We start from the raw sequence: 25,690 nt of genomic DNA, 5'->3' as shown, positions 1-25,690 counted from the left end.
CCCTTCTTTCTTCTAGCCTAAATTGAATAATCGATTCTTTTTATCTTTTTATTTGCAGCGCGTAACCAAAGAATTGTACTTAAACCAGCGGCTGCTACAGAAAGAATCGAGGACAGGAGCGGCCACTTTTTCGCTATATTCATCGACCAATAAATAATTCCAGATCCAGTATACACTTGTAATAAAGTAATCCCAACGCTAATTATGACGAGATATAAAATCAAATATAGATAAGCTTTCAAGTTGCTAGAGCCAGAGACTTCACCTAATTCAGTCACAGGATATATCGTTCCCCAGTAAATACCAAACGAAATCCATATAAGTGAAAAAGCAATATATTGTGGGAATGTCAACTCTGCTCTCATTGTTTCTGAAAATACGTAGATTAACGCAAGAAATAACGTATGGAGCGGAACAGCGTATGCATAGTAAATGATAAATCGATTTTTAATAAGAATCTCTTTTGGTATCGGCAACTGGTGTAACATGACAAAGTAAGGGGTCACCGTTAAATTATTCTCTACTTTTTTCATTTGAAATCCCTTCGGTTTAGCCCACATTGCCGCCATTCCAGTAATCATTAGAAAAAATAAATCGAATAAGACAAAACCTGTCTTAAAATAAATGGGTACTGAATAGACGATAAAGAACACATATGTAATCAATAAAAACCCCAATAGTACAAGTGCTTTTTTTGAATTGCGAAGTTCAAATTTGGCTAACGACAATGCTTGTTTCCAATTTCCCAAACGACTCTCCTCCTAATAAGTTATGGTGTGCATACCGATATACACACCATAAAACATAAAACAAAAAAAGTCAACGAGTATTCGATTGACTTCTTCATATTAAAAATGAAAATAAATAGCTAATTCAATAAATGTGACCTATCAAGAGATATAAGGGATATCCTAATCGACAACCTATTAAATCTCCAATTGGCATTATATTCAGCGGTGCTATTCCATTCCCCTATAAAGGCCCTACGTGATCGTGAATAGCATGACTGTATATAACAAAACAACTAGCAGGGATAGAATAGTTATTGCAAAAGTTTCTATTTCAAAAAAAACCATTTAACTTTCTCTGTCAGTTATACTTAAAAGTACTTTTAGAAAAGGTGGGAAAAATATGTTTATACCTAAGAACTTTAAAATAGATGATGAAAATATCATCTATGACATTATTGAAAAAAACGGATTTGCTACGTTGATTTCTCAACATAATAAAGAACCATTTGCCACGCATCTACCTTTAACAGTGGATAAAAAAGAAGGGATATTATATGGTCATTTTGCACGTCCGAACAAGCAATGGAATGATGCAGAAAACCAGAATATGCTAGCGATTTTTCATGGACCACACTGTTATATTTCTCCTTCCTGGTATGAAACAAATCAAGCAGTGCCAACATGGAATTATGTAGCGGTCCATGTATACGGAAAGTTAGAAATTGTGGAAGATGAACGAGAACTATTTAATTCTCTGCTTACCATGGTCAATAAATACGAAAAACCCGACAGTTCCTATCGATTAAAAGAAGTAGATTCGACTCTTATTGAGGGAATGAGCCGAGGAATCGTAGGTTTTAAAATAAAAATAACCAGAATGGAAGGCGTAGAAAAATTAAGCCAAAACCATAGAATAGATAGACAGGAATTAGTGATTAATGAACTGGAAAACACGCAAGAGGAGAATAATAAAAAAATTGCAGAACTTATGAAAAGAAACCTTCGAGGTAACCTTTAAAATCGAATAGAATTCAGATTATCTTATTGGACTAACCAGCTACTTCAGTTGCATAAAAAAATGCTATGAGACTTCCCGTTTAGATGTTGAAACCTTGTTTAGCATCTAAAAAATGGAGCCGCAAACATAATGTTTGCGGCTCCATTTAATGTGCTATATAAGTTGAATTTAAGTTTTACCCTTTTGTTGATTCTACATATGCTTGTTTGACGCGTTTGTTTCAACTATTCAAGTATAAATGGGCCGTTGATCTTTCGTTCAACTTATATAGTTGATTGTTTGTATCTCTGAACCGAATCCGTTACATGAATATGCTTCATAATGCTGACAATGATATTTTAGACTCGAAATATATTGAGTTTGATAAAAACGTGAAATCCCTAATTTAACATAATATAGTTAAATTTTAAAATACCCTTGACTATTAATTCTTTCAGTCGATATATGTTATAGGAAGATTATAGCACAGCGTATAACATATATACTAATTTTTAAGGGGGTTAATATGAGTATTTCAATATCAGGTTCAAATAAAATACAGTATAATAGCTTTAATAATTCTAGTGCAATTAAAGCTCCAAATTGGGAAATAATTCCTCATAAAGGTATGCAAACACCATCAAAAGATGAATTAATTAAACAAATCAAAGATCTTGCCGCAATGCGTGCCGAAGCTGTAACAGATGAAGACTTTGCAAATGTAAATCATCTAGAAGCAAAGTTATCTGCACAATATCTTTCTTCTGTTTCACCGGATAGAAAAACTTTATATAAAGAAGCCGTTCAAACGATAGGAAGTCAAAAGCAAAATAAAGAATATAGCGAAGGTGAAAAGACCTTACTTGATTATTTAAATGAAAAAGATGGCATTGTCAGTCATCTAAAAAACGGTAAGCCATATCCTCTCTCTTCTGGTGGTTCTATTACACCAATTTCTAATTCAAGAGGTGGTTATGATTATGATGTTAGTGTAGGTGGAAATATTGTATTATCGTCTAATCAAGGACTTGGAGGTTGGACTTTTACCATGACACCGGCAGAAATGGACAAGAAAAATGAATTTAATAAGATCTTTGATAGTACATATAATGCTACAAAGCACGAAAACAAGATAGTACCAAATGAGCGTATAGATATTAGAATTTAAGTTATAGAAGCTTCCTATTATGGGCATAATTTTCTTATTGGCCGTCTCAAGTAAACCCATATCACTTTGATATGGGTTTACTTGTATTAAATATATATGCCCTTAGTTGACCTTAATTATATAGTTTTATCTTTCTTAATCTGCTTACTTCTCAACTGGCCACATGCTGCATCGATGTCTGTTCCGTGCTCAAGACGCACGCCGCAATTGATGCCTTTTTTCTTGAGTGTTTCATAAAAAGCTTTAATCGCTTCAGGTGTACTACGACGATATTGATCATGTTCGTCAACCGGATTGTAGGGAATCAAGTTGACATATGACAGATGGCGTTTGTCTGCAAGCAGTTTCGCTAATTGTTGCGCTTCCGCGACATGATCGTTTACATCTTGCAACATTATATATTCAAACGTAATTCTGCGGTTTGTCGTTTCCAAATAATAATCGATAGAATCCATCAATTTTTCGATTGGGAATGCTTTGTTAATTTTCATGACACGGGTACGAAGCTCATTATTTGGCGCATGCAGAGATACAGCTAAGTTGATTTGGATATTTTCTTCTGCAAAGTCCTTAATTCGTTGCGGATTACCACTTGTTGAAACGGTAATATGACGGGCACCGATGGAAAGTCCTTTTTGGTCATTGACGACACGAAGAAAATCCATCAAATTCAAATAATTGTCGAATGGTTCGCCGATTCCCATAACCACGATATGGCTTACGCGCTCATCCTCCGCTTTTGCGTCAAGGTGATGTTGCACTTCCATGATTTGCTCTACAATCTCTCCAGCAGTCAAATCACGGCTCTTTTTCAACAATCCACTCGCACAAAAACTACAGCCGATGTTACAGCCGACTTGTGTCGTTACGCAAACCGATTGGCCATAAGGAAATTTCATCAATACTGTTTCAATCAAGTTACCATCCTGCATTTTAAAGAGGAACTTGATTGTGCCGTCTTCTGACTCCTGCTTAACAGTCTGCTCCAACGTTCGCATAACAAAATTTGCTTCCAGCAAGTCAATGCATTGTTGATTAATATTTTTCATGTCAGCAAAACTCATGACTCGTTTTTTATAAAGCCAGTCCCAAATTTGTGCCGCGCGGAATTTTTTCTGTCCTTGTGCGAGTAACCATTCTGTCAGTTGTTCGATTGTCAAACCGTATATCGAGTTCTTCATTTGATATCCTCATTTCAAAAAATGCAATTCACACATTATACTACAGGAAATCATAAAATGGAACAACTTTTTTAATCGTCACCGAAGTCCATTTATCCCCATTTCAAAAAAACAAGACCCCACGACCTTCGCCGAGGTATCTTGCTTTGCTTTTCACTCAATTTCTCACTTTGTTTCCGTTTGTTCTTTGCCTTGCTTACTTTTCATAACAAATGTTAATACGTTCATCAACGCCAATACCGTAAACATGATCCCTAAACCATTTTGCCCATTTGAAAAACGAGTAAACGCAAAATAACTCATAAAAATGATTAATCCAAGATCAATATATTTAGAACCCCTCATAAGAAATGCCAACCTCCCCGGAAAAAAATACTCTTTTCATAAGTATATCAGTTTTCTGTGCTCACGAAAACAACTGTAACTCCCCCCGAAAGAAGAAGTTACAGTTGTTTCATTTTCAGACGAGTTTTTTCAACTTCTCAACTAATCGCGCCATCTGCTCTTCCGTCCCGATGGTAATGCGTAAATAGTTTTCAATAAATGGCTTATTGAAATGCCTGACGAGAATGCCTTCTTCTTTTAGTTGCAAATAGAGTGTTTCTGCAGCAACAGTTGCGTGCGTTACGAAAACGAAGTTCGCTTGTGAAGGGAGGACATTGAAGCCTAGGCCTTTCAATATTCCCATCGTTTTTTCGCGTGTAGCGATGATTTTCCCTGTAGACTCCTTAAAATACACTTCATCTTCAAACGCCGCTTTTGCACCGGCTAAGGCAAGCCTGTCAAGTGTATACGAGTTGAAAGAGTCCTTAATACGAACCAATGCCTCAATCAATGAACGGTTGCCCATCGCGTAACCGACCCGTAAACCAGCTAAAGAACGAGATTTTGAAGTTGTCTGGATAACCAGTAGATTGTCATATTTCTGAATGAGTTTAACTGCTGATTCCGACGCAAAATCGATATAAGCTTCATCGATAATAACAACTTGATCCGGGTTGTTTTTCACAATCAATTCAATTGAATCCAGTTTAGCATACAAGCTCGTCGGCGCATTTGGATTCGGTAAAATGACGCCACCTTCAGATTGAAAGTATTCTCCAACCCTTAATGTGAAGTCGTCATTCAACGCAACTTCTTCATACGTGATAGCAAACAGCTTTGAATAAACCGGATAGAAGCTATACGAAACGCTTGGAAAGCGAATCACCTTGCCTGGCTCAAAAAATGCCATGAACGAAAACGCTAGTACTTCGTCCGATCCGTTGCCAACGAACACTTCATCCGCCGTCAGTCCATAAATATTGCCAATTGTTTGACGCAATTCGTCGGCTGTCGGGGAAGGGTATAATTGAAGGCTACGTTCCATCTCCACGCTAATTGCGTCCTTTACTTTCGGACTTGGCGGATACGGGTTTTCATTGGTATTCAACTTCACGATATCGAGTTGTTCAACTTGTTCTCCAGGAACATATGGTTCCGTTCGCTTTACCATGCTACTCCAGTATTTACTCATCTTTTAACACTTCGCTTTTCGGACGCCGATTGCGCAATACCTTTTTCACATCGTCGATACGCACTCCCAATAATTCCATCAAGACAAGTGTGTGATACGTCAAGTCCGCAAGTTCGCTCGTTACCTCTTCTTTATCATCGTTTTTCGCACCAATTACTACTTCCGTCGTCTCTTCACCGACTTTTTTCAGGATTTTATCGATTCCCTCGCGGAATAAATACGCTGTATACGAACCCTCCACTGGATTTTCGCGACGCTCTTTAATTTCATCCGCGACTTCATGGATCACTTCGCGAATCGATGGTTCTTCTTCGAAAGCGGTCGTAAAGAAGCATGTTTTTTCACCCGTATGGCAAGCGGGGCCCAGTGGCTCAACTTGCACTAAAACTGTATCCTGATCACAATCCAAGGACACACGCTTAACGACCTGCCGATTGCCGGAAGTTGCTCCTTTATTCCAAAGTTCTTTTCTCGATCTACTGTAAAACCATGTCTCTTTTGTTGCAATCGTCTTTTGTAACGCTTCTTTATTCATATAGGCAAGCATCAACACTTCCCCTGTCCGATTATCTTGGACAATTGCCGGGATGAGTCCGTTGCTATCATAAGAAAGGGTATCCATGTCAAGTGTCATCATCAGTCATTCCTAACCGGTATATTTTGTTCAGCCAAATAGTTTTTCAATTCACGGATATTGATTTCCTCGTAATGGAATACGGAAGCTGCGAGAGCGGCGGACGCTTTTCCTTCCGTCAACACATCGCGGAAATGTTCAGGTGTTCCTGCCCCGCCACTTGCTATAATCGGAATGCTGACTGCATCAGCCATGGCTTTATTCAACGCGAGATTATAGCCATCTCTTACGCCATCCTCATCGATACAATTGACGACAAGTTCACCCGCGCCGAGTTGTTCACCTTTTTTCGCCCATTCAATTGCATCAATCCCCGTATCTTCCATGCCCCCATTTGCAAAGACCGACCATTTAGAGGGACCCACTTCACTCACATCCATTGAAAGCATAATGCGTTCAGAACCGAATTTCTTTGCCGCCTCTTCAATTAAGGATGGATTCGTTAATGCCGCACTATTGATGGACACTTTGTTGCCACCAATGCTAAAAATCTTTTCAATATCCTCGATTGTGCGAATACCACCACCGACGATGAATGGAACTGGTACTTCTTTCGCAATCTCTTCAATCAAGTCAAGAAACATAGCACGATTCTTTGTAGAAGCAGAAATATCATAAAAAACAAGCTCATCTGCACCATCTGCAACATACTTTTTAGCCAATGTAAGCGGATCTGCAACTTCTTGAACATCCAAAAACTTTTTCCCTTTTACAACTTTCCGATTATCAACATCTAGGCATGGAATAATTTTTTTAATCGTCATATTGTCGCCTCCATTATTTTTTCTAAAGATAATTTTCCTTCATACAATGCTTTTCCAATAATCGCTCCGTACATATCGAGTTTTCTTAGCTCCGCAATGTCTTCCTCGGTAGATACACCGCCTGAAGCGATGATGGCGATGGAAGAAGCGTCATTCATCATTTCTAGTTCATGAAGATTGGGCCCTTGCAACATGCCGTCTTTGGCAATGTCCGTATAAATAACCGTTTTAACACCGATTGCAGCTAACTCAGCAAGTAGGTCAACAGCTTTCACTTCACTCATTTCCGTCCATCCATCTGTTGCAACGAAACCGTTCCGCGCATCGATTGAAACTGCGATTTTATCACCGTATTTCTCGACGGCATCATTCAGAAATTGTTTGTCCACAATGGCGGCAGTCCCTATAATGACACGACTGACCCCACTCGCAATATGTGAATCGACACGAATCATCGAACGGATTCCACCTCCGACTTGCACTGGAATCGACACAGTTTTCGCAATCTGTTCAATCGCATCACGATTCAATGAATTACCTGTCTTCGCACCATCTAAATCGACGACGTGAATGTACTCGGCTCCTTGCTTTTCCCATTCTTTCGCCATTGCAGTTGGTGAATCATTGTAAATAATTTCTTGATTATAATCTCCTTGAATAAGACGGACGCATTTTCCGCCACGGATATCGATTGCTGGAAATAAAATCATTATAGCTCCTCCTCTTTATAGCATGCCCTTTGTTGATGGAATCCCCTTCACATCAGGATTGATAGCACTAGCAACACGCAGCGCGCGACCGAATCCTTTGAAAATCGATTCAATGATATGGTGACTGTTTTTCCCATAATTCAAATTGAGATGCAACGTCACTTTTGAATGACTGACGAATGCATGGAAAAACTCCTCAACTAATTCCGTGTCAAAATTGCCAACCTTATCCTTCAATCCCTCCACGTTATACACCAAAAATGGGCGCCCGCTAATGTCGAGTGAAACGGTTGATAATGCTTCATCCATCGGTGTTGACACCATTGCATAGCGCTCGATTCCCTCTTTCGTCCCGATGCTTGCATTGAAAGCCTGTCCAAGGACGATTCCTATATCTTCAACCGTATGATGTTGGTCCACCTCGATATCCCCATCACATTTCACCGTCAAATCGAATCGACCATGCTTCGTGAATAACGTCAACATATGATCGAGAAAACCGACACCTGTAGAGATTGCTGTTTTACCACTTCCATCGATTGAGAAATCCAGTTCTATTGATGTCTCTGCTGTCTGCCTAGTAATTGATTTGCTACGCATTTTCATCCGCCTTTCTGACCTTTATTGAATTCGCATGTGCGGTTAATCCTTCCGCATCTGCAATGGTAATGATGTCATCTGATACGTCTTGTAATGCCTGCCTTGAATAATGGATAACGCTTGACTTTTTCATAAAATCATAGACCCCGAGTGGCGAAGAAAATGCCGCTGTTCCGTTCGTCGGTAACGTATGATTAGGACCAGCAATATAATCGCCTAATGCTTCTGGAGAATAATTACCTAAGAAAATCGCTCCTGCATTACGAATGAATGGTAGCTGCTCCATAGGATTTTCTATCATAAGCTGCAAATGCTCCGGCGCTAATTCATTGACGAATTGAAAGGCTTCTTCTAGCGAATCAACGACAATAATACGTCCATTATCCGTAATTGATGTTTCAACGATGCCCTTCCGATCCAGCTGTTCCATTTGTGCGTGCACTTCTTTTGATAATGCCTCTGCAAATTCACGGCTTGTCGTTACACAAATCGCTGATGCCCGTTCATCATGCTCCGCCTGCGATAATAAATCAGCGGCAACAAATGCTGGTTTAGCTGTTTCATCCGCTACAACACAGATTTCACTTGGACCCGCAATCATATCAATCGCAACATCACCGAACACCCATTTTTTTGCACGTGCCACATACGCATTTCCAGGACCCGTAATCTTCACGACTTTTTGTACAGTTTCTGTTCCGTACGCGAGCGCTGCAATCGCCTGCGCGCCGCCAATCTTATAAACGATATCGACACCAGCTTCTTCAGCCGCCACAAGTACATGGGGATTCACTTTGCCATTCGCTTGCGCCGGTGTCACCATCGCGATTCGCCTGACTCCAGCGATTGTAGCTGGAATGGCATTCATCAGCACCGTAGAAGGGTATGCCGCCTTCCCTCCTGGCACATAGATGCCTACACTGTCGAGTGGTGTCACTTTCTGGCCAAGCATGACGCCTTTGTCTTGATTGATAAACCAGGAACGCTCTTTTTGCACTTCGTGATAAGCAGTGATGTTGTGCTTCGCCTTACAGATTGCCGCATAGAATTCATCGGTAATCAGCGACCGTGCTTCCGCGAATTCCTCTGGTGAAACGATTAAGTCGGCTAATCGAAAACCATCAAATTTCTCAGTATAATCACGTACTGCTTCGTCCCCTCTTTCACGAACTCGTCTAATAATTTCCAGAACTACTTTATCCAAATCAACATCATTTTGCTGCGGTCGATTCCTCTGTTCTTTTTCATCAGTAAATTCCTTCACCGTACTAATTTTCATGAATGAACCTCCAATGCCACTTTCAAATCAGCTATGAACTGTTGAATCCGTGCTGTTTTCGTTGCATAGCTTGCTTTATTGACGATTAGTCTCGCACTAATGTCTCGAATCGTTTCAAGCACGACCAATCCGTTCTCTTTCAATGTTGAACCGGTTTCCACGATATCGACGATGACATCCGACATGCCAATAAGTGGGGCCAATTCGATTGAGCCATTCAATTTAATGAGCTCTGTACGGATTCCTTTTTTATCGAAATAATCTTTAGCCGCATTTGGGTATTTTGAAGCGACTGTCAAGAATTGTGAACCCGTAATTTGTGTTCCTGGAAAACCGGCAACAGCCAGCTTACATTTTCCGATGCCCAAATCGAGGAGTTCATAGACATCTCGGGGATCTTCCAAAATCGTATCTTTTCCTATAATCCCTATATCCGCCGCACCTTTTTCCACATAAGTCGGTACATCAACCGCTTTAACAAAAATGAGTTTAATCGAATTTTCGTCATCGAACACGACTAGTTTTCTGCTTTCATCATGAAACTCGGAAAAGTGGATGCCTGCTTTTTCAAGCAATACCAATGCCCGATCCGCCGTACGCCCTTTTGCCATAGCGACTGTTATGTAGTCCATTTATAAAGCCCCTTTCACGCTTGCAAGTAAATCTAGTAATTCCTTCATACTCGAAAATGAAATTAGTTCCTCATTATAATGAAGGGAACTGTCCGTTTCTGTTAACTGAATCACATAATCGCTTTGCTGATAGTCAGACTGTTCTTTCCTTTTCGGGAATGACAGAACCCGATAATCCCGCCCCCGCAATTCATTGGCAATCTGGATGGCCTGCCCTACTTGAACATCCTCATAAACGATTTTCACATCAATCGTGGTAGAAGGGCGTTTTGATTTTTCAGAAGCCTTGGCTAACGATTCGATTTCGCAAGCAAAACCAATCGCTGGAAGCGTCGCACCGAATTCATTCCCTAACTGATCATAGCGCCCGCCCATTAACACCGGTTTGCCAAAACGCCCGACATAGCCTTGAAAAATAACATCCGAATAATAATCCATATGATTAATTAACCCTAAATCGATGACAATATACTGTTCCAAACCATACATTTTTAAGATACGATAAACGTCCATTATATAGTCAAGCGTGTCCTGCATTTTCTTCGTCAATGCATTGCCATTCGCTCTGTCATAGACATCTGAAGGATTGCCATATAAAAATGGAATTTGTTCAATTGCCTGTTTGACTTCATTGGCAATTTGAAAATTTTCTAGGAACGGTCCAATTTCCACGATATTCTTTGCTTGAATAAGCGTCTTCAATTGACCCACTTGTTGTGAAGTTATCGGAAGGTCTTGAACGAGTTCATTAAAAAATGCCGCGTGTCCTATTTCGATTTTAATATCATTGAATCCTAAGTCTTTCATCGTATGGCAAGCAAGTGCGATTACTTCTGCATCCGCCTCTGGAGAACTTTCGCAAAAATATTCAATACCCGCTTGCGTACTCGCAATTTTTTCACTGCGTTCAAAGGGCTGGCGAAACACTTCTTGCACGTAATAATAGCGGAGTTCACTGGAAAGCTTCCCAGTACGTTGTGCCAGTTGCTGCGTAACCGGAATTGTGACATCTGGGCGTAAAACCAATACTTCTCCTGTAGAATCAATCACTTTGATCATTTCGTTTTGATTGATAGCGCTCTTTACTTTAGAATATAAATCATAGTGTTCAAAGGCGGATGTTTTTATCCGTTTATAGCCATAGGTTGTAAAACGCTTGCTGATTGTCTCAATAATTTGTTCATCATTTTCATAATCGTTTAACAGCATCTCTTCATACACGTTATAATCTTCCACCTTCCACATTTCACTTCATCGCTTTACTAGACTAAAGTTATATAGTACTATAAATCTAGAAGTGACAAATGTCAACACTAAAGGAGATGTTTTTTATGTTTGATTATCATATGCATAGTTCTTTTTCGGCAGATTGTATGACTTCAATGGAAGAGATGATTCGAGAATCGATTAAAAAGAGGCTTATCGAGATTTGTTTCACTGAGCACATCGATTATGATTATCCCGATGACACAATTGTTTTTGATTTCGATAAAAGGCAGTATGCAGACAAATTGAAGGAGATGCAGGAGAAATACAACGAGCAAATCATCATTAAAAAAGGAGTGGAAATCGGTGTCCAGCCTCATCTATTACAGCAATACGGCGAGCTGATGGCCAATGAGGCGTTCGATTTCGTCATCTGCTCGATGCATACCGTTGAGAAGAAGGGATTGCATTACGGCGATATTTTCATTGGCAAGACTGTTGACGAGGCGTATAAAACTTATTATGACGAATTGCTGTATTGTGTGAAAAATTACAAGCAGTACAACATACTTGGCCATATCAATCTTATAACACGCTATGCCAAGGAACAGGTCAACAACGATTTTCATGATGAATTGCGAGAAATATTCAGCATCATTATTCCGGAAGGCAAAGGAATTGAGTTGAATACATCGGGTGTACGTTACGGTTTAACGAGCGGTCTACCAAATGATGCTATTTTGAAACTTTATAAACAATGTGGCGGTGAAATCATCACACTCGGTTCCGACGCTCATAGACCGGCCGAAATCGCATATGATTTTAATAGCTCACTCCAATTGCTGGATTCCATCGGGTTCAAATATATCGCTACATTTGATAAAGGAAGCCCATCTTTCCATTTGATTGACAAACTCTAATAAACAATAAAACACGCATCCGCCACTGTCTTGGCGGATGCGTGTTTTATTTCCCTACGATATATGTTTTTATAAGCGCTATCCGTTCCCTCACATTCGATTGCACCTTGACCACTTCCGGCGTTTTAGCTCCCACCGCATCTGTTTGGAGATTAAGACTCCTCGCTATCATCCTTGCACGCGCTACGTGGAAGTCGCTTGTAATAATTGTGACAGATTGAATAGTCGACGGCAGTAAATTTTTCGAATTAACCATATTTTCATACGTGGAAGTCGACTCCGATTCAAGCAGCAATCGCTCTTCCTCAATGCCATTCTCTACGAGATAAATTCGCATAGCTTCTGCTTCGCTCATATGCTCATCCGGCCCTTGCCCTCCAGATAAGATTAGTTTCACATCGGGATAGTCGTTCGCGTACTCCAATGCGGACTCTAGTCGATAACGTAAAGAAAGGGATGGCCCATCTATTCTCACTTTGGCGCCAAGAACAATCGCATACTCATTCGTTCCATCCGCCTTAGCATCCAATCCATCAGCCATCCATTTTCCCGCCTGCACCCAGAAAACGAATCCGATTATCACTGTTATGATTATCAATACAAGTATCCATTTCATAGATTTTTTCAACTCATTCACTCGTTTCACTGTGCTTTGTCTATTGACTCTAGAATAACATGGCTTACTTGATAGTAGATAGTATTCAGCGCAGCTGCTCTACAGGAATTCCCTTCTCCTGCAATAAATCCATATAGAATGAATCTTTTCCAATTGAATAGACGCGGTCACACACATTTGTGATTTCGTCCATATCATGTGAAGTGTACATGATCATTTTCCCCTTATTTTTAGCCAAGCTATGCAAATACGTTCCGATTTCCGTTTTAGACTTGAGATCGATGCCGACTGTCGGCTCATCCAACAACAGTAAAATCGGATCGTGGAGAAGACTGATCGCCAAATTCAACTTCCGTTTCATGCCGCCCGATAGTGACTGAACGCCCTCTTTCCAATGGGTCAATTGCATATCTATGCATAATTGTCGGCACTCTTCTTGTGTACGTTTTTTCCATGATAGTCTCTCAAAAAACAGCATGTTCTGCTCCACCGTGAATTCTTCCCAAATCGAAATATCCTGGGGAACGTAACCGATTTTCCGACGAACCTCTTTAACACTCTCTTTATAAGAGAGTCCGTCCAACCGGATTTCACCTTTTGTCGGCTGCATAATCGTCGCCAACAATTGAAGCATCGTCGATTTCCCTGCACCGTTTTCTCCGACTAAGCCGACAATCTCCCCTTGTTTCATTTGCAATGAACAATTTTCCAAAACTGTTTTCTGTTTATACCTTTTTTGCAAGCCTTCCACTTCAAGCAATTGTCTTCCCTCCTTTCCACATCCAAAGGACAAGCAATGTGGATAATGCAATAAGCCAGCCGATTGGAATAGACCCGGTCAATAACGATTGTACAGGACTAAGCAATTCAATCCATGGCCATTTTCGCATAAGCCCATCAAGGGGAAGTATCGCCCCACCGATAACAATCAAAAACAATGCGATCGCGATGCCGCTCACATAGTACATGAACAATTGGCGGTATACGCTCGCTAGTAAAAAAGCAAGGACATTCACCGTCAAACGGAAAGCGTATAACGACAGAAGAATTCGTATCGTTACCGCCTCATCGAATAGAGCCAAAAAGATAAATGCCGTCAGTACATCTACTGAAAATAAGATAGCTGTATAGAACAATAGCATGCCGAGTGCATATCTTCTAAAGGAAATCGCCGTGAACAGCCAGCGTGGGCGCATAGAAGGTCGATTTTCTTTCAGCATCCAATCGAACAGAAAGAATGTCGTAATCATCGCAAAGAGTGTCCAGACACCCCATACTTGTAGTAATGGAGCAGTTGAGTCATTTGACGTCTCCTCTTTATCATAATAAGAGAAACTTGTCCGAAGTAATGCTTCGTTTTGTTGACGTTCATGACTTTTTCCAATAATTTCACCGTAATCCCATTCGCTTTCCCTTCCATAGTCGACGAATAACTGTTTGATAACAAAAGACGCTTTTGAACGGGCCACATCTTGTTGTGCCAAAGAAGTAATCGTTTCCACGACAGCTTGATAGGCGAACGATTGGTTGGATGAATAAGCTTCAATAAGTTGGTTGCGCCGATTCGATAGGACACTCTCCTCATAGCCTTCCCGAATGACAAATACACTGTCAAGCTCATGCTGTTCCAGTTTATGCAGCGCTTCATCCAACACCATGAAATGAACATGGAGAAGTTCCGTGTTCACAATCTCATCCACAAGCTGCTTGGCTAATTGGGTCTCTTCCTGCACGACAAGCGCAATCGGCACTTTTGTTTCCTCTTGCCACACTCCAACACTCTTCATCACCAACAGTGTCATGACAATCGGCAAAAGTAACCAACAAACAATGCTTTTCCATTCATTTCTGAATCGGGTCAGTACCATCCATCTCACCTTGACCACCTCTCTTTCGCAATCGTGGATAGCCGCAAGAGGACAAGACCGATGCCGGTAGAAACCATCATTTTTGTGAAGTCTGCATAATTCCGCTCTTCCAGTACAATGTCAATTAGCCAGTTCATCGTTTCATAGGAAAAAACAAACGGCAAAACACCTTGAACCGCTTGTGGGAAATACAATGTTGGAATGACCGCTCCACTTATGAATAGCAGGAAGAAAGTAAATAGACTTTGCAGCAGCAACACAATTTTTCGCGATGAAATCCAGACATCAATCACGGCAACACCAATCAAAAATAGCAATCCATAAAGAAATGCAAACAGCCCAAAACGTAAATAATCCACTACATATAAGTCATACTGAATGAACTGTTCGATAACATAGAACATCACTGCCGCAAATAGAAGGCTTCCACTCAACGACACAAGAATACGTGCGAAAATACGCTGCCAGATTGTTACACCAAACAACTTCATACGAACAAGCATCGCGGCATGTTCTTCCTTTCCAACTACCATATAAAAAGCTAACAACCAAATCGATAGTAACGTAAACCAGCCTGCCAATATGTAATAATGTTTCGGTGAGGACGTTGCAACGTTGGCAATGACTTCTTCATCAAGCAACTTATTCTTCCCCAAAGTGTACAGTGTGAAATCCATAAACTGCTGCAACAACATTTCCTCGCGTTCACTTTTCGACATATCCAGCTTTTTGGCATAATCATTAATTGTTAGTATATTTGCCTGAGCAGTCGCAAGTAAGCGTGCCATACTGTCTACTAATTGCTTGATTACTTGACTTTCTGTTGGCTTAGATGGGTTTCCGACAATCGGAATTGTGACAGACTCCCCTTCATAGAGATCCGCAGTAAATCCTTCCGGAAATGAAAAATACGCACTGACCTCATTTTGTTCCATTAACCTTTCTGCATGTTCTTTTGTCATTGAAACAATTTGGATGAATTGATTGTCTGTAGCTGTTTCTTCCAGCAACCTAGTGAACAACATGGATTCTTTCGTTCCATCTTCATCAACCAGAATTACTCGAATAAGCGTGTTTTCTGGCGGCATGATAAGTCCAGCAATAAGGCCCAACAACAAACCAATCAAACAAATTGGGAATAGAAAAAGAAGAAGAAGTGTCGCCCACTTCTTCTTCACCTGCTTATTATATTGATTGAAAAAAAATATTATTGTTCTTATGGATTGCAAATTACTCACATCCAACCTTCTTAATTGTAAATCTCACTTTCCACATCTCCCATCAATTCCATAAACCATCCTAGGAATTTAGGTCCAAGATCATCTTCAATGTAACTTTCAATTTCAGTCATATTCATATCTTTCAACTTAACCGTATCATCCGATTCAACTGGCATATCTACTTTTTTAACGACTTTTCCTTGTTGTTTCACATTAAGATTATACATGTCTTCTTCCATACCTTGTTCAGTTACGGTAAATGCGTGATTTGCTTTCATCGAATCACTTTCATGTGTAGCACTCCCACTCCACACTAGTTTAGGAGACGTATCTCCATCAGCAAGACTCAATGAGCGCGTAAAAGTACGTTTTTTCCCATCCAATTTTTCTTTTCCTTTATAGAGAAGTTTGACACTATCCGCGGATATTGTAATCGAGTCTTCTGCTTTTTGGTCTTTCCATTTTAAATCACCCACGAATTTGACAACTTCTTCTTCATCTGAGTCGGCATCTATGACTGCAATCGTATACTTCCACTTTTGTTCATTCTTTTCAAGCAGTTGAGTTCCGCTGACTTTAATTGTTGCTTCTTCGCCCTCAAATTCGCCAATCTCCATAGCAAAATCACGTTTCACGATTTTGTTTGAATGCTGCCAAATCGTTGATTGGATACCGTTAGGAATTGACAACGAGTCTATTCCTTTTATCGCTTCATCAAGTCCTTCATCATATACTTCGAATAGTTCCGTTAATTCACTTGGTGAGATTTCACTTCCGAATGAAGCTATCGACAGTTGTTCTTCCAACATTTTTTTCAGCTTCTTATCTTCCTTCACTTTTTTGAAGATATTTTTCATCAATGTTTTGACTTCTTTTTCGGAAAGATTCATCGCTATTTTCTTGGCATTAATCTTTTTATCAAACACTTCGATGTCTTCTTTTACACTTGTAAACGCTGTTTCAGGAAGTTCTTTAAAGAAATACGTCAAATATTCTTTTTCGATATGTTTATTAAGTTCTTCTGTCGTTGAAAAAGAGTCTTCAAACAGCTGGGAGAGTCCGAGTTTTTCGTTTCCTTCGTAATCCACATCCTGTTCTTTCATCAATCTTCCGAAATCATCATCATCGAATCGAATCAGATCATCCATGAAAGGCAATGCTACTAATAGCTTTTCTGGCGTTATAAATACCTTACCAAATTTGACTTCTGTGCTTCCAAGTTCGCCGGCCATTTCAAATTCAGTTTCTTTTTTCACGGGGTCAAATACATTCCTCATGGAAAGCGTAACACTATTAATGATACCTTGGACTTCCTCCATGTCGTAGTCGATGTCTGGGTCATTCCATTCTGCCGAGAGATCGAATGTTGATTCGACTGGTTTTTTCTTTTGCGTTTCCATCCATTGCATTTCATTTTTATAGCGATCTTCGAAAAGTTCACCTATTTGTTTGATTGTATTCACTTCTGCCATCAAATACTCGATTTTCGGTGATTTATTGAGAATAAAGAATGCCGATGCACTTCCACCGAGTAATACCAATGCTGTTACAACTAAAGCAATTATCAACTTTGGTGACTTTTTCTTGCCTACTTCATTTTCCATTTTTATTTCCCCCTTTAAAAATCTCTGAGAACTACTACTCTCTGCCACACTTGTGATTTTACTACATACTACAGGAAAAATGCGCCTTTGTTAATTAGTTTAAATTGTTAATTTTTTATTAGCAAAGTGAAACTTCAATCAGAGAGTGGCTCTTATTCCCACTAATTATTCGTACAGGACGTTGCCAAGGCAATCAGAAAGCTAGTATTACAGTCTTGCGACACGAAGTCACACATGTAGACTCTCTTCTTCTATCATAGCGACTTTCGTCGGCCAGTCCGTTAATGTAAGATAACGACTAATACAATTCAGAAGAACCTTCCACCCGTATGAGTGAAAGGTTCTTGGATTAGTAAACTATCAATTCTTCACTGCCTGTTTGTTATTGACCATGCTATGCACTTCTGTCGGCAAGCCCCATAGTTTAATGAAACCGACAGCTGCCGATTGATCGAATTCATCATCGGATGTATATGTCGCAAGTTTTTCATCATAAAGTGAATTTGTCGATTTACGTCCCTCTACAATAGCATGCCCTTTGAATAATTTTACACGGACCGTTCCGTTAACATACTGTTGCGTTTCCTTAATGAAAGCTTCTAGCGCATCTTTAAGCGGCGAGAACCATAGCCCGTCATAAATCAGTTCACTCAATTTCTTGGAAATGAACGGCTTAAAATGAGCGAGCTCTTTGACAAGGGTAATGTCTTCCAGTTCCTTATGAGCTTTCAATAAGGTAACAGCCCCTGGACATTCATATACTTCACGCGACTTAATGCCAACAAGTCGATTTTCTACATGGTCGATTCTTCCAACGCCATGTTTTCCAGCGAGTTCATTCAACTTCAAGATCAGTTCACTAAGTGGATACTTTTCTCCACTAATACTAATAGGAACCCCTTTTTCGAAGTCAATTTCAATGATTTCCGGCGTATCTGGCGCATCCTCGATTGCAATAGTCAGGCCAAATGCATCTTCTGGAGGCGCTGCCCATGGATCTTCCAAAATTCCACACTCGTTGCTTCGTCCCCAGAGATTCTGGTCAATTGAATATGGACTGTCCAAAACGATTGGAATCGGAATATTTTTCTCTCTCGCATATTCTATTTCCTCTTCACGCGACCAGCTCCACTCACGGACAGGTGCGATAACTTCCAATGTTGGGTCAAGGGCCTTGATGGCCACTTCGAAACGTACTTGATCGTTCCCTTTTCCTGTGCAACCATGCGCAACGGCTGTTGCATTTTCTTTATGGGCTACTTCAACCAATTTTTTTGAAATGAGCGGACGCGATAATGCTGAAACAAGGGGGTATTTATCTTCATAATAGGTTCTCGCTTGAAGGGCCAATAAAGCATACTCCTGGGCAAATTCTTCTTTCGCATCAATAACATAACTGTTTACGGCACCAACCTGCAACGCTTTTTCTTGGATGAACTTCAGATCTTTGCCTTCGCCGACATCCAAACAACAAGCGATAACCGCATATCCTTGGTCTGTCAACCACTGCACTGCTACCGATGTATCTAGTCCTCCTGAATAAGCCAATACTACTTTTTTCTTCGTCATAATAAAAATCCCCTTTCAGCACACGATTGAATGTTTATGCATTAACAAGTATTTTTATAATAACATACTTTCAATTAAACACAATAGGTATCCTTGAACTATTTTTTGTACATAGGTAAAGGGCTACCTCATCGTCGGAAAATCGACTAAGAGACAGCCCTCCACCAAAACAATAGTAAACGCATTTCATAGCATCAGTTAATACGCTAAAGTAACTTAGTAAAAATTAAAATCCTACATTATATAGCCGTTTTTAAATAAGATGAATTCTTCTTTTAAAATTTGATAATCGAGTTGATAATTAGCTAACTCCATCTGATCAGCAAGTCCTGACTGTTGTGATTTTTGTACGTCCAAGAAAATAATTTCTCCAAAGTCATACAATTCCTTTTGCTGATCATATAAGGTATTGATTTCCTCTACTTTTTCTTCCGCTAATTTTATCTGACCGCGTAAAACTTCAAATTGAGTAGCAAACTGAGTGACTTTACTAGTTAACCTTCTTTCTTGTTTCACGAGTTCAATCTCCGTTTTTTGAATTTCGTTCGCATAATACTCTTTGAGCTCCAGCTTAGCTTTTCTTTGTTCTTCAAGCGATTTATTATATTCTTTTAAAACCGCTTCATGGGCTGTTTCTACTTCTACTCTCTCGTTCTGCCATAAACCTAGCGCTGCCACTGCCTCTTGTATTTCGGAATCCGCTTCATCCATTTTGTCTGTTAAATTTTTAATTTTCTTTTCAAAACTACTTATATTCTTCAAGTAATTTTCTTCTTCAACTTTCGAAAGGGATCCTTCATCTCGCGCCTTATTATATTCTTGAGAAACCTTCTTATGAACTGCTTCTATTTCTATTTTTTCTTCTCCACTCTTCGACTTATCTAACTCTTCCTCTTTTGCTATAGTTTTTGCATCATCCATTTTGTTCGTTAAATTTGAAATTTGTTGTTCAAAACCATTTAGTTGTTTTACGTATTTTGCTTCATCCAAATTAGGAAGAGAGTCAATTCTGTTTAAAATATTTTTGTATTCCTGTAATTTCTTTCGTATTAGAACAATTGAAGGATGTTTGTCTTTCATCTCTTTTGCCATTATTTCAGCATCATATTCAGTTGAACTCAGCAAACTAAATTCAGATAAAATTTGTATTTTATGCTCTGCGTTAAGTTCTTTCCCTATTTTTTGGTTTAGTTGCAAAGTCGTTTCGTCCAGTTTTAATTTTGCTGATTTCACTGCTAACTCCGCTTCTCTTAACCCTTTTTTCGCTCGAAGAACATCTCCTTTGGCGGAAAGTCCTTCATTGTATTTTTCTTGAATATTTCGATATTCTTTTTCGGTAACTTTCAAGTTATCCTCTTGTAATTTAATCGATTGGCCATCTTTATAATAGCCATACACTAGTTGGTTAGCTTCGGATTCGACACCCAACAATGTGGACCTTTTCGTTAAATTTTGAATTTCAATGTTAATTGCTTTCAATCCGCTAAACCCTTCTTGATACCTATAGGCAGCCCCGGATAGTGAGATTTCCTTATCCATTATAAGCGATTTTGCATCTAAACTTTGATTGATTACGCTATTTACTACTTCTGATAATGATTGCTCTGTTTTTCCCTTTGCCGATACCTTTGAATAAGGTAGCAAAGTGACAAGACAGGTAATGACAATTAGACTTTTACGCATCTTAACATCTCTCCTTCTCAATTATGTTTTTTCGACATCTATTTTATTCTTAGAAAATAAATTAGCTTTTTTACGGATCTTTTTTGGAAATTGTTTTATAAAGTTTGAACAGTCATCAAATAGAGTATAGACAACTGGTATAAAAATCAGCGTAAACAATGTAGATACAGTTAAGCCGAAAATAGTTACAATTCCTATTGGCTGTTGCATACTTGCTCCGTCACCAAATCCAATTGCCAAAGGAATCATCCCCAATACAGTTGTCAACGTTGTCATCAAAATCGGACGAAGACGTTCTTTTCCTGCTGCTATAATTACCTTTGTTCGATTCCAGTTCTCTTCCTTGTGCTGGTTAATATAATCAACTAATATAATAGAATTATTTACGACGATTCCTGCCAAAATAATGACCCCGATAGATGCAATGGGGGAAAAGGGTTGTCCAGTGAGTAAAAGTCCCATAGTTATGCCAATGAATGTTGGTGGAATAGCTAGCATGATAATAATGGGTTGAATATAAGAGTTAAATTGGATTGCCATAACTGAATATACGAGAACAACAGCCGCTACTATTGCTAGTATGAGCTTATTAACAATCTCTTTTTCTTCAGCACCGAAATCATCAAATAATTTATATTCGTGATCCGGAGGGAACGGTATTTCTTCCAGCATTTGATTGAATTCATCCGTTATTTCGCCCATTCTCTCAACATCAGCAACAACTGCACTAATCGTTATTTTTTGTTTGTAATCTTCGCGTTCTATTGATATTGGACCTCTCGTGGGTTCAAAAGACGCTATGGCGAACAACGGAATGGTTGCACCGGTAGCTGTTTTCAAATTCATGTTTTGCCAAAAATCAACAGTATCCGTTTGTTGGTCTGAGTATTTCAAATAGACTTGATACTCAACCTCATTTTCGGTAAAGCGCGTCACCTCATTTTTCATTACCGCCTCTTGCATTTGTGTTACAATTTGTTCTCGATCCAACCCATATTTTGCGGCTAAAGGTTTATTTACAACCAGTTTTAATTGTGGTTCTCCACTTACATTTGGTGCGTTTATTTTACCAATCCCAGGTGTATTTTCCATAAAGAGCGTAACCTGTTCCGTTAATGCCGTTAAAACAACATAATCCGTCCCTACTAAATTGACTTGTATTCTATCCTCCCAAGGCATATCGAAAACTCTAAGGGGTTCTCCATTAACAGACATATCGATTGTTTGCGAAGGTGTTAATGATTTTTTTATTTGTGCAACAATCTCTTTTAATGTTTCTTTACGCTCACTCTTCTTCACTAATTGAATCGCCAAGAAGATATAATCTTCTTCAATAGACTTCTCTTTCACATTAATTATTTTTTCAAAAGGCATCACTGCATCGTCTATTTGCTTAACTAGTGCCATTAGCTCATCTTTGGATTGCTTTTCCATTACATAAGCACTAATGTAAAGTCTTCCATCATCCTCCACTTGCTTTGCCTCAAAGCCGATTATAGGAATCAAAAACAAGCTTCCAAAGCTTAAGGCTAGCGTAACAATAACAGTGAGCCAACGTTTTTTTAGCGACCACTTCAATACTCTTTGATAATGGAAGATAAGCATTCTAAGCCACTTGGCATTTTTCTTTATGACTACTTTTTCATTCCCAAGCCATTTATAAGATAGCATAGGAACAATGGTTAATGCCGCTATGAGAGAAGCTATTAACGTAAATATTACGGCAAGAGAAAAGGGTAAGAAGATACTTTTAATCATCATATCATCAATAAAAAATATTGGTGAAAAAACAATGATCGTCGTTAATGTAGATGCAATAACCGCTGGGCGTAGTTCTTTGCTTCCCTGCTTTACAGCTTCATATATCGATATCCCTTTTTGTTTGTATTTAATAATATTTTCAAGAATGACAATCGAACTATCCACCATCATGCCGACCCCAAGTGCTAGTCCTGCTAAAGAAAGCACATTTAGCGTTTGCCCTGAAAAATAGAGAACAATTAATGCCGTTATAACCGAAATTGGAATGGATAGAGTTATAATCGCTAGTATGCGAATATTTTTGAAAAAGAAAAATAAAACCGCACTAGCTAAAAATCCACCAAGAATTAAGTTATTCGTAACTTGCTCAATCGATTCCTTAACAAAGATACCTGAGTTTTCCCCAATTTCAATGTCAATTCCTTTTGGTAACGTTCCTTTTAACGCATCTATTTTTTCAACAACTGCATCCGTAACTTTTACGATATTAGCATTAGAATCCTTTAAAACAGAGAATCCGACAACAGGCTTGTCATTAATTGTATATTGGCGTTTTTCTTCATCGCTCAAAATTTTTATTTCCGCAATGTCCTGAATGGAGACAATAAAACCCTCCGCCGTTGTGATCATTGTTTGTTCAATATTATTTACTGTATATTGTTCCTCTGGCACAATGATTTGTAAATTATTTTCTCCTTTTTTTATGTTGCCAATCGTTTGCATTGGATCTTTTTTGAATGCATTCAATACATCCGTAATCGTTAATTTATTATTTGCGAGCTTTTGTGAGTCCAATTGAATTTGCATTTCTCTTACTTTGCTTCCCAGTAAATTGACCTTTGCCACACCTTCTATTTTGGCTATCTCTTTTTCTATATTCTTAAGAAACGCTTCGTCTCCCTTTGCTCCTAAAATCGAGAATCCCAGAATCGGAGATGCACCCATCTGTTGACTAATCGAAGAGATTTCTATGTTTTGTACACCTGCTGGCATCGTGCTTTTACTTTCAGAAATCTTCTTTTGAAGATCTAGAATTTTCTTATCAATATCTACATTCGATTTAAACGAGATGTTAATACCGGAAGATTCTTTGGACGAGTAGGAAGATACCTTTTTAACATCTCCATCTTCTTTAAGCATTCGCTCCAGTGGTTCCGTAATCGTTTTGTCGACCTCTTTAGCAGATGCATTTGGATAGCTTGAATTGATATATGCCATTGGATCTTTAATTTGAGGCATCAATTCCACATTAAACTTTTGGATACAGAGCACCCCTGCTACCACTATTCCTAGTAGTAGCAAAGTTACGGCGACTGAATGCTTTACTGCCCAAGTAATCATTTCGACTCACCGTCTTTCTCGCTTGGCGAGGCGACCTTTCCGTCTTTCTCGCTTGGCGAGGCGACCGGTTCTTTTTCTTTTTTTAGTTCTTTTTCTACAGGCTTGTTTTTACCAAGAACTTGCACATCCAAACCATCTGAAAGTAACACCATACCTTTAACAGCAACTTCTTCCCCTGGTTTACTATTCACTTTCACAGAAGTCCATTCCGCTTGCATTTGTAATACTTCTACTTCCTTATAAACAGCTTTAGAATCTTTTATTACATAAATAAATGCATCTCCGTCGTTTTCCGTAATTGCTTTTGTCGGTATTAATAATTGATTCTTATCTGCAATTGTTTCTACTAGCAGTTCCCTGTATTCTCCGACAATAAAGTTTGTTTGATTTCCTTTTATAGAAGCCTCGATTTGAAAGAAACCCTTCTCATCTACATAAGGAGAAATATGTACGATTTCTCCTTCATCATTCACTTCACCATTTACATCTAGTATTTGTAATTTTTGTCCTTTAGAAAAATCTTTTTTCTGTGAAGGATAAACAGAAGCAACAACTTTTAGTTTCTGATGATTAAACATAGTTACAATTGGAGCTTGCTGCGCTATGTAGCCACCTTCGCGTATATGTATTTTTTTCACAACACCTGTGAAAGGTGCACGAATGACTGATTCACTAAGCTTACTTTTTGCTTTCGCGGCAGTCTTACTAACCTGCTGGGCAGCGTGTTTTGCCTGTGCGAGCGTTATTTTTGCCTGCTCGATTGCCGCATCAGATTGTTTAAGCTCCATTTCGGAAATCATTAAACTGATTTTATCGTTTTCTATTGTGCCCTCTATCTCTTTGGAGGATTCTTTTGCAGTGAGCAAGGCTTCCTTTGCAGTCAGTAAGCCTTTTTCATAGGTTCTTCTTGCACTTTCTTCTTGTGATTGTGCCTGCTCTACTTCTTTTCGAGGAATAATCTCTTTCTCATAAAGCCTTGTTGACTTTTCAACGTTTTTAATCGCACTGTCCCATTGACTTTTCAATTCTGCTAAATCAATTTTTTGGGGCGTATCCTCTATACTTTCAACTTGAAGCTTCTGCGACTTACTGTATTTTTCTTCAAGTCTTGCAAATGCTAATTTTACTTGTTCATGACGTTTAGTTGCTTGTAATTTTCCGGTTTCCGCATTTTGTAGTTGCTGTATTGCTTGATCAATCGGAATCTGTGCTTGATCTACTGCATCGTTCGCTTGATTAATCGCTGTTTCCTGCTCTTCTGAATCAAGCTGTGCAATTACCTGTCCTTTTTCCACAACCTGTCCTTCTTTAAAGACCATTTTCGTAACTCTACCACCAATATTTGCGTATACGTCTGATTCTTCAATTGAAATTACTTGACCCGATAGCCTCTTTTCCGAATATAAGTCCCCTTGTTTAATGACTTCTGTTTCGACAATAACTTTCTTTTCTGGTTGAGGTAAGGAAAGCTCGTCCATTTCTTCAGTAGAATTAGTAGAATTGCATCCTGTTAGTACCCCAGTTAGTAGTATCATCATACTTATTAAAATAGTATAAATTCTCATAATTGCGTCCTTTCTTGGTATAAGATTCTAGACTTAATAGCTATGAAACTCCTGAAAATTTTACTATTATTTCTAATCTTTATGACGAATTTACTTTTAAAAGGTTTCAAATCATTTTCAACTAA

The 25,690-nt window shown here is 39.0% G+C and carries 23 protein-coding genes; 3 read left to right on the top strand and 20 right to left on the bottom strand.

Features of this window, described 5'->3' with window-relative positions:
- Positions 1-17 precede the first annotated feature (17 nt).
- Positions 18-749 carry a hypothetical protein gene (locus H4683_RS06525; protein ID WP_192598039.1) on the bottom strand — a complete coding sequence of 244 codons (732 nt, stop codon included), beginning with the start codon at positions 747-749 and terminating at the stop codon, positions 18-20.
- 382 nt (positions 750-1,131) lie between these two features.
- On the opposite strand from H4683_RS06525, the gene H4683_RS06520 reads away from it, so the two are divergent.
- The gene (locus H4683_RS06520; RefSeq protein ID WP_192598038.1) at positions 1,132-1,749 is read left to right on the top strand and encodes an FMN-binding negative transcriptional regulator; all 618 of its coding nucleotides are present in this window, start codon (positions 1,132-1,134) and stop codon (positions 1,747-1,749) included.
- Positions 1,750-2,254: 505 nt separating this feature from the next.
- On the top strand, positions 2,255-2,896 hold the full coding sequence (locus H4683_RS06515) for a hypothetical protein (RefSeq protein WP_192598037.1): 642 nt from the start codon (positions 2,255-2,257) through the stop codon (positions 2,894-2,896).
- A 116-nt stretch (positions 2,897-3,012) separates the two neighbouring features.
- Here the strand turns inward: H4683_RS06515 and rlmN are convergent, their stop codons facing one another.
- The 10 genes from rlmN to hisZ form a co-directional block, all read right to left on the bottom strand.
- On the bottom strand, positions 3,013-4,077 hold the full coding sequence (rlmN, locus tag H4683_RS06510) for a dual-specificity RNA methyltransferase RlmN (protein WP_192598036.1): 1,065 nt from the start codon (positions 4,075-4,077) through the stop codon (positions 3,013-3,015).
- 165 nt (positions 4,078-4,242) lie between these two features.
- Positions 4,243-4,422, bottom strand: coding sequence for a hypothetical protein (locus H4683_RS06505; protein ID WP_192598035.1), 180 nt, complete (start codon positions 4,420-4,422; stop codon positions 4,243-4,245).
- A gap of 115 nt (positions 4,423-4,537) precedes the next feature.
- Positions 4,538-5,593 carry a histidinol-phosphate transaminase gene (hisC, locus tag H4683_RS06500; RefSeq protein ID WP_192598034.1) on the bottom strand — a complete coding sequence of 352 codons (1,056 nt, stop codon included), beginning with the start codon at positions 5,591-5,593 and terminating at the stop codon, positions 4,538-4,540.
- Positions 5,586-6,233 carry a bifunctional phosphoribosyl-AMP cyclohydrolase/phosphoribosyl-ATP diphosphatase HisIE gene (hisIE, locus tag H4683_RS06495; RefSeq protein ID WP_192598155.1) on the bottom strand — a complete coding sequence of 216 codons (648 nt, stop codon included), beginning with the start codon at positions 6,231-6,233 and terminating at the stop codon, positions 5,586-5,588. The genes hisC and hisIE overlap by 8 nt, the downstream gene beginning before the upstream one ends.
- Positions 6,230-6,991: an imidazole glycerol phosphate synthase subunit HisF gene (gene hisF / locus H4683_RS06490; RefSeq protein WP_192598033.1), complete on the bottom strand. Its 762-nt coding sequence runs from the start codon at positions 6,989-6,991 to the stop codon at positions 6,230-6,232. Before hisF ends, hisIE begins: the two co-directional genes overlap by 4 nt.
- A complete protein-coding gene (hisA, locus tag H4683_RS06485; protein ID WP_192598032.1) occupies positions 6,988-7,701 on the bottom strand; it encodes a 1-(5-phosphoribosyl)-5-[(5-phosphoribosylamino)methylideneamino]imidazole-4-carboxamide isomerase in 714 nt (237 codons plus the stop codon). Before hisA ends, hisF begins: the two co-directional genes overlap by 4 nt.
- Before the next feature lie 15 nt (positions 7,702-7,716).
- The gene (gene hisB / locus H4683_RS06480; protein ID WP_192598031.1) at positions 7,717-8,301 is read right to left on the bottom strand and encodes an imidazoleglycerol-phosphate dehydratase HisB; all 585 of its coding nucleotides are present in this window, start codon (positions 8,299-8,301) and stop codon (positions 7,717-7,719) included.
- Positions 8,294-9,580 (bottom strand): histidinol dehydrogenase, encoded by a 1,287-nt coding sequence (hisD, locus tag H4683_RS06475; RefSeq protein WP_192598030.1) that lies wholly within the window; start codon positions 9,578-9,580, stop codon positions 8,294-8,296. The genes hisB and hisD overlap by 8 nt, the downstream gene beginning before the upstream one ends.
- Positions 9,577-10,212, bottom strand: a complete 636-nt coding sequence (hisG, locus tag H4683_RS06470) for an ATP phosphoribosyltransferase (protein ID WP_192598029.1) — start codon at positions 10,210-10,212, stop codon at positions 9,577-9,579. Before hisG ends, hisD begins: the two co-directional genes overlap by 4 nt.
- Positions 10,213-11,457, bottom strand: coding sequence for an ATP phosphoribosyltransferase regulatory subunit (gene hisZ / locus H4683_RS06465; protein WP_192598028.1), 1,245 nt, complete (start codon positions 11,455-11,457; stop codon positions 10,213-10,215).
- Positions 11,458-11,543: 86 nt separating this feature from the next.
- Here hisZ and H4683_RS06460 point away from each other — a divergent pair, with 86 nt between their 5' ends.
- Positions 11,544-12,338: a histidinol-phosphatase HisJ family protein gene (locus tag H4683_RS06460; RefSeq protein ID WP_192598027.1), complete on the top strand. Its 795-nt coding sequence runs from the start codon at positions 11,544-11,546 to the stop codon at positions 12,336-12,338.
- Between the two features lie 46 nt (positions 12,339-12,384).
- On the opposite strand, the gene H4683_RS06455 is transcribed toward H4683_RS06460, so the two are convergent.
- The 9 genes from H4683_RS06455 to H4683_RS06415 all read right to left on the bottom strand — a co-directional run bounded on the left by H4683_RS06455 (position 12,385) and on the right by H4683_RS06415 (position 25,565).
- Entirely contained in the window at positions 12,385-12,966 is a 582-nt protein-coding gene (locus tag H4683_RS06455) for a YdcF family protein (RefSeq protein ID WP_225941935.1), read from the bottom strand.
- 73 nt (positions 12,967-13,039) lie between these two features.
- The gene (locus H4683_RS06450; protein ID WP_338062417.1) at positions 13,040-13,705 is read right to left on the bottom strand and encodes an ABC transporter ATP-binding protein; all 666 of its coding nucleotides are present in this window, start codon (positions 13,703-13,705) and stop codon (positions 13,040-13,042) included.
- A gap of 1 nt (position 13,706) precedes the next feature.
- A complete protein-coding gene (locus H4683_RS06445; RefSeq protein WP_225941952.1) occupies positions 13,707-14,822 on the bottom strand; it encodes an ABC transporter permease in 1,116 nt (371 codons plus the stop codon).
- A 5-nt stretch (positions 14,823-14,827) separates the two neighbouring features.
- Positions 14,828-16,051 (bottom strand): ABC transporter permease, encoded by a 1,224-nt coding sequence (locus H4683_RS06440; protein ID WP_192598024.1) that lies wholly within the window; start codon positions 16,049-16,051, stop codon positions 14,828-14,830.
- A gap of 20 nt (positions 16,052-16,071) precedes the next feature.
- The gene (locus H4683_RS06435) at positions 16,072-17,646 is read right to left on the bottom strand and encodes a flagellar basal body-associated FliL family protein (RefSeq protein WP_192598023.1); all 1,575 of its coding nucleotides are present in this window, start codon (positions 17,644-17,646) and stop codon (positions 16,072-16,074) included.
- A gap of 360 nt (positions 17,647-18,006) precedes the next feature.
- Positions 18,007-19,218 carry an argininosuccinate synthase gene (locus H4683_RS06430; RefSeq protein ID WP_192598153.1) on the bottom strand — a complete coding sequence of 404 codons (1,212 nt, stop codon included), beginning with the start codon at positions 19,216-19,218 and terminating at the stop codon, positions 18,007-18,009.
- 231 nt (positions 19,219-19,449) lie between these two features.
- A complete protein-coding gene (locus tag H4683_RS06425) occupies positions 19,450-20,898 on the bottom strand; it encodes a TolC family protein (RefSeq protein WP_192598022.1) in 1,449 nt (482 codons plus the stop codon).
- 21 nt (positions 20,899-20,919) lie between these two features.
- Entirely contained in the window at positions 20,920-24,000 is a 3,081-nt protein-coding gene (locus H4683_RS06420; RefSeq protein ID WP_192598021.1) for an efflux RND transporter permease subunit, read from the bottom strand.
- On the bottom strand, positions 23,997-25,565 hold the full coding sequence (locus H4683_RS06415; protein ID WP_192598020.1) for an efflux RND transporter periplasmic adaptor subunit: 1,569 nt from the start codon (positions 25,563-25,565) through the stop codon (positions 23,997-23,999). Before H4683_RS06415 ends, H4683_RS06420 begins: the two co-directional genes overlap by 4 nt.
- Positions 25,566-25,690: the final 125 nt, after the last annotated feature.

The sequence above is a fragment of the Sporosarcina limicola genome (assembly GCF_014873855.1).
Lineage (GTDB): Bacteria > Bacillota > Bacilli > Bacillales_A > Planococcaceae > Sporosarcina > Sporosarcina limicola.
The sequence above is the reverse complement of the archived record's forward strand: the minus strand, read 5'-3'. Positions and strand labels throughout refer to the sequence as shown.

What these genes read in the sequence shown, in the direction of transcription:
- H4683_RS06445 (WP_225941952.1), bottom strand. Translation starts at nt 14,822, where the DNA reads ATGGTACTGACCCGATTCAGAAATGAATGGAAAAGCATTGTTTGTTGG.
- H4683_RS06425 (WP_192598022.1), bottom strand. Translation starts at nt 20,898, where the DNA reads ATGCGTAAAAGTCTAATTGTCATTACCTGTCTTGTCACTTTGCTACCT.
- H4683_RS06520 (WP_192598038.1), top strand. Translation starts at nt 1,132, where the DNA reads ATGTTTATACCTAAGAACTTTAAAATAGATGATGAAAATATCATCTAT.
- hisA (WP_192598032.1), bottom strand. Translation starts at nt 7,701, where the DNA reads ATGATTTTATTTCCAGCAATCGATATCCGTGGCGGAAAATGCGTCCGT.
- hisZ (WP_192598028.1), bottom strand. Translation starts at nt 11,457, where the DNA reads ATGTGGAAGGTGGAAGATTATAACGTGTATGAAGAGATGCTGTTAAAC.
- hisF (WP_192598033.1), bottom strand. Translation starts at nt 6,991, where the DNA reads ATGACGATTAAAAAAATTATTCCATGCCTAGATGTTGATAATCGGAAA.
- rlmN (WP_192598036.1), bottom strand. Translation starts at nt 4,077, where the DNA reads ATGAAGAACTCGATATACGGTTTGACAATCGAACAACTGACAGAATGG.
- H4683_RS06515 (WP_192598037.1), top strand. Translation starts at nt 2,255, where the DNA reads ATGAGTATTTCAATATCAGGTTCAAATAAAATACAGTATAATAGCTTT.
- H4683_RS06435 (WP_192598023.1), bottom strand. Translation starts at nt 17,646, where the DNA reads ATGGAAAATGAAGTAGGCAAGAAAAAGTCACCAAAGTTGATAATTGCT.
- H4683_RS06415 (WP_192598020.1), bottom strand. Translation starts at nt 25,565, where the DNA reads ATGAGAATTTATACTATTTTAATAAGTATGATGATACTACTAACTGGG.
- H4683_RS06505 (WP_192598035.1), bottom strand. Translation starts at nt 4,422, where the DNA reads ATGAGGGGTTCTAAATATATTGATCTTGGATTAATCATTTTTATGAGT.
- hisB (WP_192598031.1), bottom strand. Translation starts at nt 8,301, where the DNA reads ATGCGTAGCAAATCAATTACTAGGCAGACAGCAGAGACATCAATAGAA.
- hisC (WP_192598034.1), bottom strand. Translation starts at nt 5,593, where the DNA reads ATGAGTAAATACTGGAGTAGCATGGTAAAGCGAACGGAACCATATGTT.
- hisG (WP_192598029.1), bottom strand. Translation starts at nt 10,212, where the DNA reads ATGGACTACATAACAGTCGCTATGGCAAAAGGGCGTACGGCGGATCGG.
- hisD (WP_192598030.1), bottom strand. Translation starts at nt 9,580, where the DNA reads ATGAAAATTAGTACGGTGAAGGAATTTACTGATGAAAAAGAACAGAGG.
- H4683_RS06420 (WP_192598021.1), bottom strand. Translation starts at nt 24,000, where the DNA reads ATGATTACTTGGGCAGTAAAGCATTCAGTCGCCGTAACTTTGCTACTA.
- H4683_RS06460 (WP_192598027.1), top strand. Translation starts at nt 11,544, where the DNA reads ATGTTTGATTATCATATGCATAGTTCTTTTTCGGCAGATTGTATGACT.